Origin of the sequence: Citrobacter sp. RHBSTW-00599 (assembly GCF_013784065.1) — a bacterium.
GTDB classification, from domain to species: domain Bacteria; phylum Pseudomonadota; class Gammaproteobacteria; order Enterobacterales; family Enterobacteriaceae; genus Citrobacter; species Citrobacter braakii.
In genome coordinates, this window is the sequence record NZ_CP056717.1 from 1991926 (window position 1) to 2011775 (window position 19850).

A 19850-nucleotide genomic window follows, 5' to 3' on the forward strand; every position below is an offset into this window, starting at 1 on the left:
GCGCCACGATTTTAAAGGGCAAGCTATCCGCAGAATGCCAACAATTTGCTGATACGGCCTTTTATAGTAAGCCTCGAAGTATTCTACTTGCCAGTAAGGAGTCCGCTGGTAAAGACACGAACTCTGCTTAGAAGGTGTCACAATGAACGATTCACTAAAAGCGCAATGCATTGCTGAGTTTTTGGGTACCGGGCTATTTTTGTTTTTTGGTATTGGCTGCCTGAGCGCTCTGAAAGTCGCAGGTGCCAGCCTGGGATTGTGGGAAATCTGCATCATTTGGGGGCTGGGGATCTCGCTTGCAGTCTACCTGACGGCCGGGATTTCTGGCGCGCATCTCAACCCTGCTATCACCATCGCACTGTGGCTGTTTGCCTGTTTTCCGGGGCGCAAAGTTTTACCTTACACTGTGGCGCAGGTCGCGGGGGCCTTTGGTGGCGCTTTGCTGGCTTATTTGCTCTACGGCAGTCTGTTTACCGAGTATGAGTCGGCCCACCAGATGGTGCGCGGCAGTCTGGAAAGCCTGCACCTTGCCAGTATTTTTAGTACTTATCCTGCGGCGGCGCTCAGCGTCTGGCAGGCAGCGTTGGTCGAAGTGGTGATTACCTCCATTCTTATGGGGATGATCATGGCGCTGACTGACGACGGTAACGGCGTTCCTAAAGGTCCGTTGGCACCATTGCTGATTGGTATTCTGGTTGCTGTTATCGGCGCATCCACCGGTCCGCTCACCGGATTTGCGATGAATCCGGCGCGTGATTTTGGTCCTAAATTGTTTGCCTGGATGGCCGGATGGGGAGATGTTGCGATGACCGGCGGGCGTGATATCCCTTATTTCATTGTACCGATTGTGGCCCCTATCATCGGCGCGTGCGCGGGTGCAGCAATTTATCGTTATTTGATTGGCAAAAATTTACCGTGTAATACGTGTAAGCTGGACGAAAATGAGAGCTAGCTTCACAGAAGAAGTTTATTTTTGAAAAGTAAAAACTGTTTTCGTGATCCGGTATCCTGAACTGCCCAAAAAGTCTCCCAAGAATGGGAGACTTTTGTTATGTTCAATTACGACTTTCATCAATGCTCAGGATGGCAGGGTGAAAACGAATGTGAATAATATGTTTTATTTATAACAATAAATTAACTGAGAGGTTTTATCATGATTTCTGCGAGTGCCCTGAACTCAGAACTCATTAATAAAATCGCACAGGATTTTGCGCAGGCCACCAGTCTGGCCGTTGTGGTTGTCAATATTCACGGTGATGAAATTTCTGAGCTTTTTAATTTCACCCCTTTTTGCCAGTTGATGCGTCAGCATCCTCAGCACAGTACCCGTTGTCGTATGAGCGATCGCTGTGGAGGGCTGGAAGCCTCTAAATCCGATCAACCCTGCATCTATCGCTGCCACGCCGGACTTACCGATTTCTCAATTCCGCTGGTCATTGCGGGGCACCTGGTAGGGTTTGTGCTTTGTGGCCAGGTACGCTTAAGTAACGATGTTGGTTTGGTTGATATTCTGAATGTAGATGACCGCTGGCAAGCCGATCCCGAACTGGTCAACGAGTTTCGTAATGTACCGGAAATGGATTATTCGCGAGTCATCGCCTCAGCGGATCTGCTGAAGCTCATCGTAGAAAATTGCCTTAAGAAACAACTTAATTTTGTGGTTATCAAAGATAACCCGCAGCAGTCAGAGCCGGTACGAGCTAACCGCAGTACCAATCCTCATGACAGCAAAATGAAAAAAGCACTGCGTTATATTGATGCGCATCTATCAGACGAATTGCGTCTGGAGGATGTCGCCTCTCATGTTTACCTTAGCCCTTACTATTTCAGCAAATTGTTCAAAAAATATCATGGTATCGGTTTTAACGCATGGGTAAACCAGCAGCGAATGGCCAGTGCAAAAGAGCTGCTTTGCCACAGTGACTGGAGCATAGCCAGCATTGCGCGTAATTTAGGATTTTCGCAAACCAGTTATTTTTGCAAAGTTTTTCGTCAAACGTATCAGGTCACGCCGCAGGCATTTCGCCAGCAAATAAATGTCATTTCACGTGGCGAATCCGCTTAAATGGCAATATTTTGCTATTGCCGATTTTTGATATAGGGCGCTATGTCAGTCATTATAAAATGAAAAGTAGCGACAGCAGTCAATAAATTGTCATAGCGCAACAAAATATTAGTATTAGAGGGATAAACTGCACCAGTTTTTATTTTTGTGATGAGATACAGTGTCTCTGTGAATGACTTTCTTTATTCTTTGTTGGCACTTTCATTCAGAATGCGAGCATATGAATAAGTGGGTTTATGCCAGGTAATTGGTTGAATGAACCCGGCAAGATATTAAATTGAATTATTGTCATGAGGTCGTGAATTTACCTCATAACAGAGAGCTTAATTAATCAGGCTCTTGAACTGACAGGTTTGCCACATTTGTGGTAGGGAAGGGGGTGAGAATCCCCCGCAGCCCCCGCTGCTGTGATGCTGACGACCCCGTATTGACCACTGATCGCAAGATTGGGAAGGACGGGTGAGGATGACGCTAAGCCAGAAGACCTGCCTGTCAGTGACTACCAACAACTTCGGTGGGAAGTGGGTGGTTCAGATGCATACAGTCGAGAGACTGGGTATCTTTACACCCCTACCACCCTGAACAGGATCAGGGTATGGCGGCCAATTTTCACGCTTTTGTTCTTGCAGGTACCGGAAGCGGCTGTGGTAAAACCACGGTGACGCTGGGCTTGTTGAGCTTGTTGAAAAAACGCGGTTTACGCGTCCAGCCCTGCAAAGTAGGCCCCGATTACCTTGATACCGGCTGGCATACCGCGGTATGCGGCACTGCTTCCCGCAATCTTGATAGCTTCATGCTTCCCGTCCCCACCCTGAATGCTTTATTTCGCGAGCACATGCAACATGCGGATATCGCCGTTATTGAAGGCGTTATGGGGTTGTATGACGGATACGGCACCGACCCAAACTACTGCAGCACCGCCGCGATGGCCAAACAGTTAGGCTGTCCGGTTATCCTACTGGTTGATGGCAAAGCCGTTTCCACCTCGATCGCCGCGACGGTAATGGGGTTTCAGCATTTTGATCCAACCCTGAATATTGCCGGCGTTATTGTTAACCGGGTTAACAGCGAAACGCATTACCAGCTCCTGAAAGTGGCGATTGAGCGTTACTGCGCTGTACCCGTCTTAGGCTACGTTCCCCGTATGGAAGGCGTTGCGCTTCCTGAGCGTCATCTGGGGTTAGTTACCGCGCGTGAGTCGGTTATCAACCAGCAGCCGTGGCAGGCGTTTGCCGCGACGCTGGAGCAAACCCTTGATATTGACGCGCTGCTGAGATTAAGCCAGTTAGACACGCTTCCTGCGGGTGAATGGCCAGCGTTGCCCGCCGCAGACGCCGGGGCAGGGCTAACGCTTGCCATCGCCGATGACGAAGCGTTCAACTTCTACTACCCGGACAACATTGCGCTACTGGAGCGCACGGGGCTTAAGATTGTCCGTTTTAGCCCGTTGCACGACACCTGTTTACCCGACTGTCAGATGATCTGGCTAGGGGGTGGCTATCCTGAGTTACATGCTGCGGCGTTGGCCCGTAATATTGCGATGCTTAACCAACTGCGGGCGGCGCACCGGCAGGGTGTCGCGATTTATGCCGAGTGCGGGGGGCTGATGTATCTCGGCAGTTCGCTGGAAGACAGCCAGGGTGATACCTGGCTGATGGCGGATATCATTCCCGGTCATAGCAAAATGGGAAAACGTCTGACCCGATTTGGCTACTGCGAAGCGCAGGCCGCGCAGCAAACGTTGTTAGCTGCAGAAGGCGAAGTGCTGCGCGGACATGAATTCCACTACTCCGATTTTACCCCTGAAACCTCCGCGGTGATGAACTGTCGCAAAGTGCGCGATGGCAAAACGCTGCAAGCCTGGTCCGGCGGTTGGCAGGTGGGAAATACCTTTGCCAGCTATCTACACGTTCATTTTGCTCAACGTCCGCAGATGCTTAACCACTGGCTGGCAGCCGCGAGGAGCGCACTATGACCATCCTCGCGTGGTGTGTTGCCTGGCTGCTTGATTTTATCATCGGCGATCCGCAGAACTGGCCGCATCCGGTGCGCTGGATTGGCAATCTGATTTCTGCAGTGCAACGGGTTGTTCGGCGTTACTGCCATAGCGACCGTGCGCTACGCATCGGTGGCGGGGTGATGTGGATTGTGGTGGTGGGGCTGACCTGGGTTGTGTCCTGGGGAGTACTGGCGCTGGCGCACTCTATTCATCCCTGGCTTGGTTGGGTGGTTGAGGTCTGGATGATCTTTACCGTGCTGGCCGGGCGCTGCCTGGCAAATGCCGCGCAGGATGTTGAGCGTCCGCTACGTGCCGGTAACCTTGCTGCAAGTCGGGAAAAGCTGTCATGGATTGTGGGACGCGATACCTCGCAATTACAGCCACAGCAGATCAATCGCGGCGTAGTGGAAACTGTGGCTGAGAACACCGTTGATGGCATTATCGCGCCGCTGTTCTTCTTGCTCTTCGGCGGTGCGCCTCTGGCGATGGCCTACAAAGCGGTAAACACCCTTGACTCCATGGTGGGTTACAAACATGAAAAATACCGCGCTATCGGTATGGTCAGCGCTCGTCTGGACGATGTCGCAAATTATATTCCCGCGAGACTAAGTTGGCTGCTGCTGGGCGCAGCGGCATTTTTATGTCGCCAGGACGGCGCGCGTGCTTTGCAGATTGGCTGGCGCGATCGCTACAACCACAGCAGCCCCAACTGCGCGTGGTCAGAAGCGTCCGTTGCCGGGGCATTAGGAATTCGTCTGGGTGGTCCTAATGACTACTTTGGCGAGCGCGTTGAGAAACCGTGGATCGGTGATGCACAACGCGACATTTCGGTAGACGACATTTCCCATACGATTCGATTGATGTGGGTGGCATCGATGCTGGCACTGGCGCTGTTTATTGCGCTGCGGTGGCTGCTGGTCGGTGTGGCCTGAGGACAACACAATGCAATATATCCAGCAACCCCAGGCGATTGAGGCCAAAAGTTTCGACATTATTGGCGAGATCATCCGTGAAACCCGCCCGGACTATCAGTTTGCCAGCCCGTTACATGAAGCCATTATCAAGCGGGTTATTCACACGACAGCGGATTTCGACTGGCTGGACATTCTGTGGTTTTCCAGTGATGTGCTGGAGCAGTTCTGTGCGGCGCTTAGCCGTTCGAGCGTGATTTATACCGATACCACTATGGCCCTTTCCGGGATTAATAAAACGCTGCTGGCAAAATTCGGTGGCGAATGCCGCTGCTACATCAGCGACCCGCGGGTCGTGCGGACGGCAAAAGAGCAGGGCATTACCCGGTCAATGGCGGCCGTTGACATTGCGGTGAAGGAAGAGGGTGAAAAGCTGTTTGTGTTTGGCAACGCGCCGACAGCGCTGTTCCGCCTGCTTGAGCATGATGTGGCCGTGAGTGGCGTAGTTGGCGTACCGGTTGGGTTCGTCGGTGCAGAAGAGTCGAAAGATGCACTGACCCAAAGCAATCTACCCGCCATTGCTGCGTTAGGTCGTAAAGGGGGAAGTAACGTCGCCGCCGCGATCGTCAACGCCATGCTTTATCACATGCAGGGGGCGCGATGAGCGAGTCCTTCGATACGCCTGTGTGGCACAACGGTAAAGCGCTGCGTAAAGGATATACCACGGGATCGTGCGCGACGGCGGCGGCAAAAGTGGCTGCGCTGATGGTATTGCGTCAGCACCTGATCCATCAGGTTTCTATCGTGACGCCATCAGGTGTGACGCTGTGTCTGAACGTAGAGTCACCGCATATCGAAGGACAGCAGGCGATAGCCGCCATCCGCAAAGACGGTGGCGATGATGTGGATGCCACCCACGGCATGCTGATTTTTGCCCGCGTGACGTTAAACGATAGCAAAGAGATAACCCTTCAGGGCGGGGAAGGCGTTGGCACGGTAACCCGCAAAGGGATCGGCCTGCCGGTGGGCAGTTCGGCGATTAATCGCACACCTCGCCAGACCATTGAGTCTGCGGTTCGTGAGGCGATTGGTCCGAATCGTGGGGCGCAAATTGAAATTTTCGCGCCGGAAGGCGAAGAGCGGGCACAAAAAACCTACAACTCCCGCCTTGGCATTCTGGGCGGCATTTCGATCATTGGTACGACTGGGATCGTCACGCCGATGTCAGAAGAAAGCTGGAAACGTTCACTGTCGCTGGAGCTGGAAATTAAGCGAGCGGCGGGGCTGGAGCGTGTCGTACTGGTACCAGGAAACCACGGCGAACGTTTTGTGCGTGAGCAGATGGGGATCGACACCCAGGTTGTGGTCACTATGAGCAATTTTGTCGGCTACATGATTGAAGAAGCCGTACGTCTGGGGTTCCGACAAATTGTGCTGGTGGGACACCCTGGTAAGCTCGTCAAAATTGCGGCGGGGATCTTTCATACCCACAGTCATATTGCCGATGCTCGCATGGAAACGCTGGTGGCCCACCTCGCGTTACTGGGGGCGCCGCTGGAACTGCTCACGCTGGTCAGCGACTGCGATACCACCGAGGCGGCGATGGAACACATAGAAGCATACGGTTTTCAGCACATTTACAACCATCTGGCTAAGCGCATCTGTATGCGCGTCCTGCAAACGTTGCGCTTTACCAAAAATCCCCCGACCTGTGACGCCATCATGTTCTCTTTTGATAATCAGGTGCTTGGAAGTAATCGCCCGGTCGCAGAGATTGCTGAGGAGATGCAATGTTAACCGTTGTAGGGATGGGACCAGCCGGTTTGCATTTGATGACGCCTGCGGCGCGTGAAGCGGTCGCAACGGCTGATGTTCTGGTCGGTGGAAAGCGGCATTTGCAGCAATTCCCGGATTTTACCGGTGAACTGTTTGTTCTCGGCGCCAATATTCTCGAACTTTTGAACTGGATTTGCGCGCACCAGGAGCAACGCGTTGTGGTGCTGGCATCTGGCGATCCGCTGTTTTACGGCATCGGGACGCGCATGGTGGCGCATTTTGGTATTGAAAATGTGCGCATTATTCCCGGTATTAGCGCGGTGCAGTACCTGTGTGCGCAGTCCGGTATTGATATGAACGATATGTGGCTGACCAGTAGCCATGGTCGCAGCGTCTGTTTCGATGAACTGGCGCGACATAACAAGGTGGCGATGGTGACAGATGCGCAGTGCGGCCCGCGTGAAATTGCGCAGCAGCTCATTGCACGAGGCAAGGGACATCGCTGGATGGTGATTGGCGAAAACCTGGCAATGGAAAACGAACGGATCCATTTCCTGCCTGTGAGCGAAGTTAACGCCGACTATGACATGAATGCAGTGGTGATCCTTGATGAAAGATGAGCTTTTTTTACGTGGAGAGAAAGTGCCGATGACCAAAGAAGCGGTACGTGCACTTGCCCTCTCAAAACTTGAATTACACCGCGCCAGTCACCTGATTGATATTGGCGCGGGAACCGGCAGCGTGTCGATAGAAGCCGCGCTGCAATACCCTGGATTGCGCGTGACGGCAATCGAGCGTAACCCAGCGGCGCTCAGGTTGCTGGATGAAAACCGCCAGCATTTTGCCTGTGCAAACATCGACATTTTTCCCGGTGTTGCGCCGATGACCATCGCTGAAAAAGCCGATGCCATTTTCATGGGCGGCAGCGGTGGCCATTTGACTGAACTGATTGACTGGTCAATGCGTCAATTGCATCCCGCAGGGCGGCTGGTGATGACATTCATCCTCCAGGAAAACCTCAACACCGCGCTGGCACATCTGGACCATCTTGGCGTACCGGGAGTGGATTGCCTGCAGCTACAGGTTTCCTCGCTTACCACGCTTGGCAGTGGTCACTATTTCAAACCGAATAACCCCGTATTTGTTATCGCCTGTCAGAAGGAAGGAAACCATGTCTGAGATTTTTGATCCCCGTAGCGTGTGGTTTGTTGGCGCAGGTCCTGGCGATCGCGAGCTGATTACCCTCAAAGGTTACCGGTTGCTACAGCAGGCGCAGGTTGTTATCTACGCCGGATCGCTGATTAACATCGAACTGCTGGAATATTGCCCTGCTGGTGCTGAATGCCACGACAGCGCTGAACTGCATCTGGAGCAGATCCTTGATCTGATGGAAGCCGGAGTGAAAGCGGGTAAGACCGTGGTGCGTCTGCAAACCGGCGATGTTTCGCTGTACGGTTCCGTGCGCGAGCAGGGCGAGGAACTGACCAAACGCGGGATTGACTGGCAGGTGGTGCCCGGCGTCAGCGCATTCCTTGGCGCGGCGGCGGAGTTGGGCGTTGAGTATACCGTGCCTGAGGTCTCACAGAGCCTGATTATTACCCGCCTGGAAGGACGCACGCCGGTGCCGGAGCGCGAACAGCTGGAGTCATTTGCCAGTCACCAGACATCTATGGCGATTTATCTGTCCGTTCAGCGTATTCATCGTGTGGCCGAGCGTTTGATTGAAGGCGGTTATCCGGCGACCACGCCCGTGGCGGTGATCTACAAGGCAACCTGGCCGGAAAGCCAGACTGTGCGCGGTACCCTGGCGGATATTGGCGACAAGGTTCGTGATGCGGGCATCCGTAAAACGGCCCTTATTCTGGTCGGTAATTTCCTGGGCTCGGAGTATCACTACTCCAAACTCTATGCGGCGGACTTTAGCCATGAATACCGTAAAGCCTGAGTCAATTGCGCTTTTTTGCCTGACCCCGGGAGGCGTTGCGCTGGCAAAACGTCTGGCGGCCATGCTGCCGGTCACCTGTTTTACCAGTGAAAAGCTGCTGGAGGAGGGATTCATTCCTTTCGAGAACGGCTTTGCGAATACCGCCCGCGAAGCGTTTGCGAATTACTCGGCGCTGATTTTTATCGGTGCGACCGGCATTGCGGTGCGCGTGCTGGCCCCGCTGGTCAACGACAAATTTTGCGATCCGGCGGTGGTGGTCATTGATGAACGCGCCCAGCATGTCATCAGCCTGCTCTCCGGTCACGCGGGCGGTGCCAATGCGCTGGCGCGGTATCTGGCGGGCATGTTGGGCGCCGATCCGGTGATCACCACTGCGACGGATGTCAACGATATGGCGGCACTGGATACGCTGGCATTTCAACTGAATGCCCGGATGAGTGATTTCCGTTCGGCGGTGAAGATCGTTAATCAGATGCTGGTCAGTAATAAGCGGGTAGGGCTGTGGTGGGATGATGAACTGACGCAGGATGTCAGTCATTGCGACCGGCGCGGTTTTATCACGGTAACCGATCTCAATCAGCTTCCTGAACTGGATGCGCTGGTGTGTATCACCTTACGCGCCAACTTACCCGATCTGCCTGTTCCGCACTGGAAGCTGGTGCCGCAGCGTGTTGTGGCCGGAATTGGTTGTCGTCGTGACACGCCGTTCCCGTTGCTGGCCGCGCTGCTTGCCAGGCAACTCGAGGCCCAGCAACTCGATCCGCTGGCGCTTAAAGCGATTGGCAGTATCACGCTGAAAAAAGATGAACAGGGACTTATCCAACTGGCTTCGTGCTGTCGCGTTCCTTTCGAAACCTTTACTGCTGACGCGCTGCGTGAGCATGAACACCGCTTCCCGGCCTCATCGTTTGTTCGCAAAACGGTGGGTACAGGAAGCGTTTCCGGTCCTGCAGCCTGGCTGCTGAGCCACGGAAAACTGTTAGGCGAGACCCTGCGAGAACAGGGCGTCACTATCACTTTGGGAGTTTCACACTGATGTTAAGCGTAATTGGAATTGGCCCTGGCTCGCAGGCAATGATGACCATGGAAGCCGTTGAAGCATTGCAGGCAGCGGAAATCATCGTTGGCTATAAAACCTACACCCACCTGGTAAAAGCGTTCACTGGCGACAAGCAGGTGATCAAAACCGGGATGTGCAAAGAGATTGAACGCTGCCAGGCGGCGATCGAACTGGCGCAGGCGGGTCACAACGTGGCGCTGATCAGCAGCGGTGATGCAGGGATTTACGGTATGGCCGGGCTGGTGCTTGAGCTGGTCAGCAAGCAAAAGCTGGACGTTGAGGTCAGGCTGATCCCAGGAATGACGGCCAGCATTGCCGCCGCCTCTTTGCTGGGCGCGCCGTTGATGCACGACTTCTGCCACATCAGCTTGAGCGATCTGTTAACACCGTGGCCAGTTATCGAAAAACGCATAGTGGCTGCCGGCGAAGCAGACTTTGTAATCTGTTTCTACAACCCGCGCAGTCGGGGTCGCGAAGGACATCTGGCGCGCGCATTTGAGCTGCTTTCTACCAGCAAGAGCGCGCAAACGCCGGTGGGTATAGTGAAGTCAGCCGGACGTAAAAAACAGGAAAAATGGTTGACCACCCTGGGTGAAATGGACTTTGAACCGGTTGATATGACCAGCCTTGTGATCGTTGGCAACAAAACAACCTATGTTCAGGACGGCCTGATGATCACGCCACGAGGTTATGTGCTGTGAATTACGGTGATGTGTTGGTCATGGGCGGTACCAGCGATGCGCGCATGCTGTGCCAGCAACTGGACGCAGCCAATGTGGCCTACACCCTGTCAGTTGCGACCCCTACGGGGAAGCAGCTGGCGGGAGATATCAAAGGTCAGGTGCGCTGCGGACGTCTGGAACGCGAACAAATGATTGCCTGGCTACAGGAAAATCAGACGCGCTGGGTGATAGACGCCTCGCATCCGTATGCCGAGGTGGTGAGCCGCAACATCATGAACGCCTGCGAAGCGGCGGGGGTACTGCTGAGCCGCTATCAACGTCCTGAGCAGTTGAGCGGTTTAACCCATCCGCAGCTTTATACCGTACAGAGTATTCAGCAAGCCTGCGAGGTTGCGCGCCGCTTCGGTGACCGCGTGCTGCTGACGACCGGCAGTAAAGATCTGGCTATCTGGCGCGAAGGGTTGCCTGAAAAAACGCTGCTGGCGCGCGTCCTGCCTGTACCCGAGGTTATTCAGCAATGCGCGGACCTGGGATTTGGCGTCGGTGAGATTTTTGCATTGTGCGGGCCGTTTAGCGCCGAGTTCAACGCTGCGTTTTATCGCCAGTGTCAGGCTGATGTGGTGATCACTAAGGCATCCGGTGCGGAAGGTGGTTATCAGGAAAAAGTTCAACCCTGTCTGGATGCTGGTATCCCCTGCATCGTGATTACACGTCCGGCACCGTTGGTGACGGGAGAAGAGTTACTGGAAAGTCAGGCCGCCTTTGGGGCGCGTTTAACGCGCTGGCTGGCCGCTGCTTAAGGAGTTAGAGATGAAAAAGGCGCTTCTGGTGGTCAGCTTTGGCACCAGCTATCACGACACCTGTGAGAAAAATATTGTGGCTTGTGAGCGCGATCTCGCAGCCAGTTGCCCTGACCGCGACCTGTTTCGGGCGTTTACCTCCGGGATGATTATCCGCAAGCTCAAGCAGCGCGACGGCATTGAGATCGACACGCCGCTGCAGGCGCTGCAAAAGCTGGCGGAGCAGGGGTATCAGGACGTGGCTATTCAGTCGTTGCACATTATCAACGGTGATGAATACGAAAAAATTGTCCGCGAAGTGCAAAGCATGCGCCCGCTTTTTTCTCGCCTGACGCTGGGTGTTCCGCTGCTGAGCAGCCATGACGATTACGCCCAGCTGATGCTGGCGCTGCAACAGCAAATGCCGGTGCTTGGCGAAAATGAAAAAGTGGTGTTTATGGGACACGGTGCCAGCCATCATGCCTTTGCCGCCTATGCCTGCCTCGACCATATGATGACGGCACAGCGCTACCCGGCGCGGGTTGGAGCGGTGGAAAGCTACCCAGAAGTCGATGTGCTGATTGAAAGTTTGTCTCAGGAAGGGGTGACGGCGGTGCATCTGATGCCGCTGATGTTAGTTGCTGGCGATCATGCCATCAATGATATGGCCTCTGACGAAGAGGATTCGTGGAAAACATTGTTCAATGCGGCCGGGATACCGGCTACGCCGTGGCTCAGTGGTCTGGGTGAGAATCCGGCGGTTCGCGCTATGTTCGTGGCGCATTTACAACAGGCGCTTAATGTGGCGCTGGAGGAAGCAGCATGAGCGGAAAACTGTACGCATTAAGCACCGGGCCTGGCGCTTCCGATCTTATCACCGTGCGGGCCGCACGCACGCTGGGTACGCTGGATATTCTCTATGCGCCCGCTGGGCGTAAAGGTGGCGACAGTCTGGCGCTGTCGATCGTACGTGAATATATCGGTGAGCAGACCGAAGTTCGCTGCTGCCATTTTCCTATGAGTGCTGACAGCGCTGAAAAAGAGGCGGTATGGGATGACGTTGCGGCCGCGCTGGTTCAGGAAGTCGAAGCGGGTAAGCAGGTGGGCTTTATTACTCTCGGCGACGCCATGCTGTTCAGCACCTGGGTTTTTTTACTCCAGCGTATTGGCTGTCCTGACTGGTTAGAAATCGTCCCGGGCGTGACCTCTTTCGCTGCGATTGCCGCGCGTTCAAAAACGCCGCTCGCCATGGAGCAACAGTCACTGGCCGTGGTCTCCTGTACCGCGCCGGAAGCGGAAATCCAGCAGGCGTTAAAGCAGCATGACAGTCTGGTGCTGATGAAGGTATACGGTCGTTTTGCGCGCATCAAAGCGCTGCTGCAACAAGAGGGTTTGTTGGGCTGTGCATTGATGATGTCTGAAGCCACGCTGCCGGGTGAACAGTGCTGGCGTCATCTCGATGAGGTGAGCGACGATCAGCCGCTGCCTTATTTCTCGACCATTCTGGTCAATAAACAGTGGGAGTATGCACAATGAAGCTTGAACAACAGCTAAAACAGCTGTCTTTCAGCGGGTTGGCTGCGGCGCTATTACTGATGGTTGTTCCTGAACAAGCGTTCGCCATGCACATAATGGAAGGTTTCTTGCCGCCGATGTGGGCGCTGGCCTGGTGGCTGCTGTTTTTACCGTGCCTGTGGTACGGGCTGGTGCGGCTGCGCCAAATCGTGCAGGAAGATAGTCACCAAAAAGTGTTACTGGCTCTGTGCGGCGCGTTTATTTTTGTGCTGTCGGCGCTGAAAATTCCTTCTGTTACCGGAAGTTGCTCGCACCCTACCGGGGTAGGCCTGGCGGTTATCCTGTTTGGACCGGGCGTGGTGGCAATCCTCGGGGCAATCGTCCTGCTGTTCCAGGCGCTGTTACTGGCGCACGGTGGTTTGACAACGCTTGGCGCTAACGGCATGTCGATGGCGGTGATTGGCCCGGTGGTGGGTTACATGGTGTGGAAAATGGCCTGCCGTGCGGGGTTGCGTCGTGATGTTTGCGTCTTCCTGTGCGCGATGCTGGCGGATCTCGTCACCTATTTCGTGACCTCGGTGCAACTGGGCGTGGCGTTCCCGGACCCATCCGCTGGTGCTACGGGTTCAATCATCAAGTTCATGGGGATTTTCTGCCTGACGCAGATCCCAATTGCGATAGCGGAAGGTCTGCTCACCGTAATGATTTATGACCAGTTAACCAAACGGCAGTTGATTACCGCTCAAGGACATTAACGATGAAAAAGACGCTGATTTTGTTAGGGATGGTAGTGGCGCTGGTGATCCTGCCGTTCTTTATCAACCATGGTGGAGAGTACGGCGGCTCAGACGGTGAGGCGGAGAGTCAGATTCAGGCAATTGCCCCACATTATGAGCCGTGGTTCCAGCCGTTGTATGAACCGGCAAGCGGTGAGATTGAAAGCCTGCTGTTTACGCTCCAGGGATCGCTGGGCGCAGCCGTGATTTTCTACATTCTGGGTTACACCAAGGGCAGGCAACGCCGTGATGACCGGGCTTGACAGGCTTAGCTATCAAAGCCGCTGGTTTCATGTCTCACCCGTGCGGAAATTTCTGCTCTGGCTGATGATGATGATTCTGGCGTTTACTCTGCCCCCGTTGGGGCAGGGTATTGAGCTGTTACTGATTGCCGCGCTGAGCTGCTGGCTGCTGCGCATTTCCTTCTGGCGCTGGTGTCGCTGGATGGCATTACCGTTTGGTTTTCTGACGGTCGGCGTCGTGACCATTCTGTTTAGTTTTAGCCGCGATCCGCAGACGCTGCTGGCCAGCATCCCCGTTGGAAGCTATTGGTTAGGCGTTAGCGCGCCAGGGCTTGTCACCGCCAATGAGACCTTCTGGCGCAGCCTGGCTGCGCTGGCGGCAACGTTCTGGCTGGTACTGAATCTGCCGTTTCCGCAATTGATTATCTTACTCAAACGCGCGCACGTTCCTCGCCTGCTCACTGAGCAGATCCTGCTAACCTGGCGCTTTATTTTTATCCTGTTAGACGAGGCGCTGGCTATTCATCGCGCACAAACGCTACGTTTTGGTTATCGTAGCTTGCCGTTGGGCTATCGCTCGCTGGCGATGCTGGTGGGATTGCTGTTTACCCGCGTGTTGATCCGCTACCAGCAAATGACCACCACACTGGATATCAAACTGTATCAGGGTGATTTTCACCTGTAAGGAAAAGTATGCTTGCCACTTCAGCGCTTTGGTTTCGCTATCAGGATGACCCAATCCTCAAAGGGCTAACGCTGGACTTTTCAACGCATGCCGTCACCGGGCTGGTCGGTGCTAATGGCTGCGGGAAATCCACGCTGTTTATGAACCTGAGTGGTTTACTGCGCCCGCAGGAAGGCGCGGTGATGTGGCAAGGCAAACCGCTGGATTACAGCAAGCGCGGCCTGCTGGCGCTGCGTCAGCAGGTGGCAACCGTATTTCAGGATCCCGACCAGCAAATTTTTTATACCGATATCGACAGCGATATTGCCTTCAGCCTGCGCAACCTTGGGGTGGATGAAGCTGAAATCTCCCGCCGGGTGGATGATGCGCTCACGCTGGTAGATGCCCAGCATTTTCGCCATCAGCCAATTCAGTGTTTAAGTCACGGGCAAAAAAAACGTGTGGCGATTGCCGGGGCGTTGGTGTTGCAGGCGCAGTATTTGCTACTGGATGAACCTACTGCGGGCCTTGACCCATCAGGCCGCACGCAGATGATTGAGATAATCAAACGCATCGTAGCGCAAGGAAACCACGTGGTTATCTCCAGCCATGATATCGATCTTATCTATGAAGTCAGCGATGCAGTGTACGTTTTACGCCGGGGTGAAGTGCTAACGCACGGCTCGCCGGGTGATGTGTTTGCCCGGACGGATCTTATTGAACAAGCGGGATTAACTCAGCCCTGGCTGGTGAAGCTGCATACCGAGCTGGGCTTCCCGCTGTGTAAAACAGAGGCTGAATTTTTTAGCTGTATGCGAGAGAACGCACTGAAGGAGGCGTCATGACGCAGGCAATAATGTTGCAGGGAACGGCATCTGATGTAGGTAAAAGCGTGTTGGTCGCCGGTCTGTGTCGAATTTTTTATCAGGATGGACTGCGTACCGCACCGTTCAAATCGCAGAACATGGCGCTGAACTCTGGCATTACGCCAGAGGGCAAAGAGATGGGCCGCGCGCAAATTTTTCAGGCTGAGGCCGCCGGTATTACGCCAGATGTGCGTATGAATCCGGTGCTGCTTAAGCCGACCAGCGATCGTAAAGCGCAGGTTGTGCTGATGGGCAAAGTGGCAACCGATATGGATGCGGTGAGCTACCACGAGTACAAACCTAAACTACGGGATCAAATCCTGTCTGTTTATAACAGTCTGGCGCAGGAGTTCGATGTGCTGGTACTGGAAGGGGCGGGAAGCCCGGCTGAGATTAACCTGCGCGATCGCGATATCGTCAATATGGGTATGGCTGAAATGGCGCAGTGCCCTGTCGTTCTGGTGGCGGATATCGACCGCGGCGGGGTGTTTGCCTCCATTTACGGCACGCTGGCGCTACTGCACGACCATGAACGCGCCAGGGTAAAAGGGGTGATCATCAATAAGTTTCGCGGTGATGTGGCGTTGCTGTATTCCGGGATTGAGCAAATTGAAGCGCTGACCGGCGTTCCGGTCCTGGGCGTCATGCCATGGCTGGACGTTGATCTGGAAGATGAAGATGGCGTTGCGCTGCAAAAGGGCAAATATTTGCGCACAGACAAACGCGACATCGATATCGCCGTTGTTCAGATACCACACATTTCTAACTTTACTGATTTCAATGCGCTTGCCGCACAGCCGGATGTGCGCGTGCGCTATGTTCGCCAGCCTGAAGAGTTGGCGGGGGCCGATCTGGTGATTCTGCCCGGCAGCAAAAACACCCTGGGCGATCTGGTGTGGCTGCGTGAAAGCGGGATGGCGCATGGCGTGGTGCAATTACATCGTAATAACGTACCCGTAGTGGGGATTTGCGGTGGCTATCAAATGCTCGGCGAAACCATCATTGATGAAGTTGAGTCAGGACTCGGTACGTTGCCGGGTCTGGGCTTGCTCAATACCGTAACGCATTTTGCCCAGCACAAAACCACGACCCTGGTTGAGGGGCAAATGTCCTCCTCGCTGCCGGACTGGCTGGCGGGTACCGCGGGATTATCCGTTCGCGGTTATGAAATTCATATGGGTGAAACGGCATTAACCGAGGAATGCCGGTCGGTGATGACGCTGCGTAAAGACGGCGGTAACGTGGCTGATGGCGCGGTCACTGCCGATGGCCTGGCGTTCGGCACCTATCTTCACGGTCTGTTCGACAGCGATGAATTTACCCGTGCGCTGGTTAATGGCTTGCGAGAACGTAAAGGGTTAGCGCCGCTGGATTCCACCTTCCATTACGCGCAATATAAATCGCAGCAGTTTGATCTGCTGGCGGATGCGATGCGGCAACACATCGATATTGAGAAAATTTATACCATCATGCAGCAACACCGGGAGCCAGTATGATGATTCTGGTGACTGGCGGCGCGCGAAGCGGCAAGAGTCGGCATGCGGAAGCGCTGATCTCAGACTCTCCAAACGTTTTGTATATCGCGACTTCGCAGATTTTTGATGAGGAGATGGCTGCGCGAATTCAGCATCATCGTGACGGACGTCCTGCGCACTGGCGGACAGCCGAACGCTGGCAACATCTCGATGAACTGATTACGGCAGCAAACGATCCACAAGAAGCCATTCTGCTGGAGTGCATCACCACGATGGTGACTAACCTGCTGTTTGCGCTGGGCGGTGATAGCGACCCGGATAGCTGGGATTACGCGGCGATGGAGCAATCTATTGAGGATGAAATTCGTTCGCTGATTGCGGCCTGTCAGCGTTGTCCGGCGAAGGTTGTGCTGGTCACTAACGAAGTCGGAATGGGGATTGTTCCGGAGAACCGTCTGGCACGGCATTTTCGCGATATTGCAGGACGCGTGAACCAGCGACTGGCGGCGGCGGCTGATGAGGTCTGGCTGGTGGTATCAGGAATTGGAGTCAAAATTAAATGAGTAAGTTGTTCTGGGCAATGCTCTCTTTTATTAGTCGCTTGCCCGTTCCTGCTCGCTGGTCGCAAGGACTGGATTTCGAGCACTATTCACGTGGCATTGTGATGTTCCCGCTAATTGGCGTGGTGCTGGGAGGGCTGACGGGGCTGGTCTTTATGGCGCTGCAGCCCTGGTGTGGGGTGTCGTTGGCGGCCCTGTTTGCAGTTCTCACGCTGGCGTTATTGACCGGGGGATTTCATCTCGACGGTCTGGCGGATACCTGTGACGGTATTTTTTCGGCCCGTCGACGCGAGCGGATGCTGGAAATCATGCGTGACAGCCGCCTGGGGACTCACGGTGGACTGGCGTTAATTTTCGTGTTGCTGGCAAAAGTGCTGGTGGTGAGCGAACTGGCTTTGCGGGGTACACCGATGCTGGCGGCGCTTGCAGCCGCTTGTGTCGCCGGGCGGGGTACCGCTGTTTTGCTGATGTATCGACATCGCTACGCCCGCGAAGAAGGGCTGGGCAACGTCTTTATCGGTAAAGTCACCGGGCGTCAAACCTGCGTCACGTTGGGATTCGCGGCGATCCTGGCTGCCGTGCTTCTTCCTGGCATGCGCGGCGTGGCGGCGCTGGTTATCACGATAGTAGCGATTTTTATTCTTGGGCAGTTATTAAAACGCACGTTGGGTGGGCAGACCGGCGATACGCTGGGCGCGGCCATTGAACTTGGCGAGTTGATTTTCCTGCTGGCTCTGCTCTGAGTCAGCCAACATACTGGAACCCTTATGCAGACTTTAACCTCTTTACTCCACGCAATCCCTTCACCTGATAGTGCTGCGATGCTGCGTGCACAGCAGCATGTCGATGGCTTGCTTAAACCGCCAGGAAGTCTTGGTCGACTCGAGTCGCTCGCCGTGCAACTGGCCGGAATGCCGGGTCTGAAGGGCGTACCGCATGTGAATGGCAAAGCGATGCTGGTGATGTGCGCCGATCACGGTGTATGGGATGAAGGGGTTGCCGTTTCGCCTAAAATCGTCACGGCTATTCAGGCTGCTAATATGACGCGTGGGACGACAGGCGTTTGTGTGCTGGCCGCTCAGGCGGGGGCAAAGGTACATGTGATTGATGTCGGCATCGACGCTGAGCTTATCCCTGGCGTGGTGAATATGCGTGTGGCGCGCGGTTGCGGCAATATTGCACAAGGCCCGGCGATGAGTCGTTCGCAGTCCGAGGAGCTGCTGCTGGAGGTTATCCGCTATACCCATGAGCTGGCCAAAGATGGCGTAACGCTGTTTGGCGTCGGTGAACTTGGTATGGCAAATACGACACCAGCGGCGGCAATCGTCAGCGTGCTGACCGGCAGCGATGCCGAGGATGTGGTTGGTATCGGCGCTAACCTGCCGCTTTCAAGAGTAGGCAATAAAGTCGATGTTGTGCGGCGAGCAATCGCCGTCAATCAACCGGATCGCAATGACGGTATTGATGTGCTGGCTAAGGTAGGCGGGTTTGATCTGGTCGGCATGGCGGGGGTGATGTTGGGGGCGGCCTCCTGCGGCCTGCCGGTCGTGCTGGACGGTTTTCTCTCTTATTCCGCTGCGCTGGCAGCCTGCCAGATTGCGCCGCAGATTAAACCTTACCTGATCCCGTCACATTTCTCCGCCGAGAAGGGGGCTCGCACCGCGCTGGCGCATCTTGAACTGGAGCCGTATCTCAATATGGGGATGCGTTTGGGCGAAGGCAGCGGGGCCGCGCTGGCGATGCCGATTGTTGAAGCCGCCTGTGCAATGTACAACAACATGGGGCAGCTTGCCGCCAGCAACATTGTGCTTCCGGATGGTAAGGAAGCATAGTTTTCGGCCACGCTGAACTTCGCCCCATGGTGCAATACCGTTCAGTTAAGCCTGTATGGAAATGTTTTGCTTTGAATCAGTTTCGTTCACCTTATGTGCGTTGCTTCTCTGATAACGTTATACCTGTGAACGCGCAAGGGAGGCTCACCGCCGCCTCCCTTGCATCCCAGGCTCCCGGCGGGAAAATCGTCGCTGCGCGATTCATTCGTCTTATGCCGTCTGCCTGTCGGGTCGGGGCCGGGCCTGCGTCCCTGCAGGCCGTCCCCTCTGCCCGCATCCCTGCGGGCAGACCCGGTCAGCCGTCAACGCCTCATCGATTTTCAGCCGGAACGGGGTCATCGCTGCAACGCACTGACTTCCAGTTAACTCTGTTTTGCTGTTCAGATAAAAAACGCAGGTGGTCAGGTGTGGGCTGGTCCGGCTGAAAATTGCCGACGTGTTTCCGTAAGGCAGGGAGAACCCGCAGGGATGCGGGTTCAGGGCGCGTTTTGCAGGGATGCTACCTCGCGCCCGGCCCGGTAGCCTGGAGGAATAAACGGAGGGGACCGCGGAGCGGCAATTTTCCCGCCGGGAGCCGGGATTGTAAAGGGCGTGGCGGAGAACGCCCTTTACACGTTCACAGGAATCGGTGTTTCAGAGAAACGATGCACATGAGGTGAACGGAACCCTTACCGTGAGATAGCATATTCATAACTTCTGCCA

Annotated in this window: 22 protein-coding genes and 1 riboswitch; all 22 genes read left to right on the forward strand. The window is 54.8% G+C overall.

Features of this window, described 5'->3' with window-relative positions:
• Window positions 1-142: 142 nt before the first annotated feature.
• The 22 genes from pduF to cobT all read left to right on the forward strand — a co-directional run bounded on the left by pduF (window position 143) and on the right by cobT (window position 19148).
• Entirely contained in the window at window positions 143-952 is an 810-nt protein-coding gene (pduF, locus tag HV243_RS09525) for a propanediol diffusion facilitator PduF (protein WP_016153527.1), read from the forward strand.
• 201 nt (window positions 953-1153) lie between these two features.
• Window positions 1154-2065, forward strand: coding sequence for a regulatory protein PocR (pocR, locus tag HV243_RS09530; protein WP_016153526.1), 912 nt, complete (start codon window positions 1154-1156; stop codon window positions 2063-2065).
• 332 nt (window positions 2066-2397) lie between these two features.
• A riboswitch (cobalamin riboswitch) is annotated at window positions 2398-2573 on the forward strand.
• Between the two features lie 87 nt (window positions 2574-2660).
• Window positions 2661-4040, forward strand: a complete 1380-nt coding sequence (locus HV243_RS09535; protein WP_053389624.1) for a cobyrinate a,c-diamide synthase — start codon at window positions 2661-2663, stop codon at window positions 4038-4040.
• A complete protein-coding gene (cbiB, locus tag HV243_RS09540) occupies window positions 4037-4996 on the forward strand; it encodes an adenosylcobinamide-phosphate synthase CbiB (RefSeq protein ID WP_053389625.1) in 960 nt (319 codons plus the stop codon). Before HV243_RS09535 ends, cbiB begins: the two co-directional genes overlap by 4 nt.
• Window positions 4997-5006: 10 nt before the next feature.
• On the forward strand, window positions 5007-5639 hold the full coding sequence (locus tag HV243_RS09545) for a cobalt-precorrin-8 methylmutase (protein WP_008785140.1): 633 nt from the start codon (window positions 5007-5009) through the stop codon (window positions 5637-5639).
• Window positions 5636-6772 (forward strand): cobalt-precorrin-5B (C(1))-methyltransferase CbiD, encoded by a 1137-nt coding sequence (cbiD, locus tag HV243_RS09550; protein ID WP_016153523.1) that lies wholly within the window; start codon window positions 5636-5638, stop codon window positions 6770-6772. The genes HV243_RS09545 and cbiD overlap by 4 nt, the downstream gene beginning before the upstream one ends.
• The gene (locus HV243_RS09555) at window positions 6766-7371 is read left to right on the forward strand and encodes a cobalt-precorrin-7 (C(5))-methyltransferase (protein WP_053389626.1); all 606 of its coding nucleotides are present in this window, start codon (window positions 6766-6768) and stop codon (window positions 7369-7371) included. The genes cbiD and HV243_RS09555 overlap by 7 nt, the downstream gene beginning before the upstream one ends.
• Window positions 7361-7930, forward strand: coding sequence for a decarboxylating cobalt-precorrin-6B (C(15))-methyltransferase (locus tag HV243_RS09560; protein WP_016153521.1), 570 nt, complete (start codon window positions 7361-7363; stop codon window positions 7928-7930). The genes HV243_RS09555 and HV243_RS09560 overlap by 11 nt, the downstream gene beginning before the upstream one ends.
• A complete protein-coding gene (locus HV243_RS09565; RefSeq protein WP_053389627.1) occupies window positions 7923-8696 on the forward strand; it encodes a cobalt-precorrin-4 methyltransferase in 774 nt (257 codons plus the stop codon). The genes HV243_RS09560 and HV243_RS09565 overlap by 8 nt, the downstream gene beginning before the upstream one ends.
• Entirely contained in the window at window positions 8677-9732 is a 1056-nt protein-coding gene (cbiG, locus tag HV243_RS09570) for a cobalt-precorrin 5A hydrolase (protein WP_053389628.1), read from the forward strand. Before HV243_RS09565 ends, cbiG begins: the two co-directional genes overlap by 20 nt.
• Window positions 9732-10457 carry a precorrin-3B C(17)-methyltransferase gene (locus HV243_RS09575; protein ID WP_053389629.1) on the forward strand — a complete coding sequence of 242 codons (726 nt, stop codon included), beginning with the start codon at window positions 9732-9734 and terminating at the stop codon, window positions 10455-10457. Before cbiG ends, HV243_RS09575 begins: the two co-directional genes overlap by 1 nt.
• Window positions 10454-11239: a cobalt-precorrin-6A reductase gene (locus tag HV243_RS09580; RefSeq protein WP_047357942.1), complete on the forward strand. Its 786-nt coding sequence runs from the start codon at window positions 10454-10456 to the stop codon at window positions 11237-11239. The genes HV243_RS09575 and HV243_RS09580 overlap by 4 nt, the downstream gene beginning before the upstream one ends.
• A gap of 10 nt (window positions 11240-11249) precedes the next feature.
• On the forward strand, window positions 11250-12044 hold the full coding sequence (locus HV243_RS09585) for a sirohydrochlorin cobaltochelatase (RefSeq protein ID WP_046275696.1): 795 nt from the start codon (window positions 11250-11252) through the stop codon (window positions 12042-12044).
• Window positions 12041-12754 carry a cobalt-factor II C(20)-methyltransferase gene (locus HV243_RS09590; protein ID WP_016156863.1) on the forward strand — a complete coding sequence of 238 codons (714 nt, stop codon included), beginning with the start codon at window positions 12041-12043 and terminating at the stop codon, window positions 12752-12754. Before HV243_RS09585 ends, HV243_RS09590 begins: the two co-directional genes overlap by 4 nt.
• On the forward strand, window positions 12751-13488 hold the full coding sequence (cbiM, locus tag HV243_RS09595; protein ID WP_016153516.1) for a cobalt ECF transporter S component CbiM: 738 nt from the start codon (window positions 12751-12753) through the stop codon (window positions 13486-13488). The genes HV243_RS09590 and cbiM overlap by 4 nt, the downstream gene beginning before the upstream one ends.
• Window positions 13489-13490: 2 nt before the next feature.
• Window positions 13491-13772: an energy-coupling factor ABC transporter substrate-binding protein gene (locus HV243_RS09600; RefSeq protein ID WP_006683999.1), complete on the forward strand. Its 282-nt coding sequence runs from the start codon at window positions 13491-13493 to the stop codon at window positions 13770-13772.
• Entirely contained in the window at window positions 13759-14436 is a 678-nt protein-coding gene (locus HV243_RS09605) for an energy-coupling factor ABC transporter transmembrane protein (protein WP_016156861.1), read from the forward strand. The genes HV243_RS09600 and HV243_RS09605 overlap by 14 nt, the downstream gene beginning before the upstream one ends.
• A gap of 8 nt (window positions 14437-14444) precedes the next feature.
• On the forward strand, window positions 14445-15260 hold the full coding sequence (locus tag HV243_RS09610; RefSeq protein ID WP_046275697.1) for an energy-coupling factor ABC transporter ATP-binding protein: 816 nt from the start codon (window positions 14445-14447) through the stop codon (window positions 15258-15260).
• Window positions 15257-16777, forward strand: a complete 1521-nt coding sequence (locus tag HV243_RS09615; protein WP_047357945.1) for a cobyric acid synthase — start codon at window positions 15257-15259, stop codon at window positions 16775-16777. Before HV243_RS09610 ends, HV243_RS09615 begins: the two co-directional genes overlap by 4 nt.
• Window positions 16774-17319, forward strand: coding sequence for a bifunctional adenosylcobinamide kinase/adenosylcobinamide-phosphate guanylyltransferase (gene cobU, locus HV243_RS09620; RefSeq protein WP_046275699.1), 546 nt, complete (start codon window positions 16774-16776; stop codon window positions 17317-17319). Before HV243_RS09615 ends, cobU begins: the two co-directional genes overlap by 4 nt.
• The gene (cobS, locus tag HV243_RS09625; RefSeq protein WP_053389630.1) at window positions 17316-18059 is read left to right on the forward strand and encodes an adenosylcobinamide-GDP ribazoletransferase; all 744 of its coding nucleotides are present in this window, start codon (window positions 17316-17318) and stop codon (window positions 18057-18059) included. Before cobU ends, cobS begins: the two co-directional genes overlap by 4 nt.
• Before the next feature lie 24 nt (window positions 18060-18083).
• The gene (gene cobT / locus HV243_RS09630; RefSeq protein ID WP_053389631.1) at window positions 18084-19148 is read left to right on the forward strand and encodes a nicotinate-nucleotide--dimethylbenzimidazole phosphoribosyltransferase; all 1065 of its coding nucleotides are present in this window, start codon (window positions 18084-18086) and stop codon (window positions 19146-19148) included.
• Window positions 19149-19850: the final 702 nt, after the last annotated feature.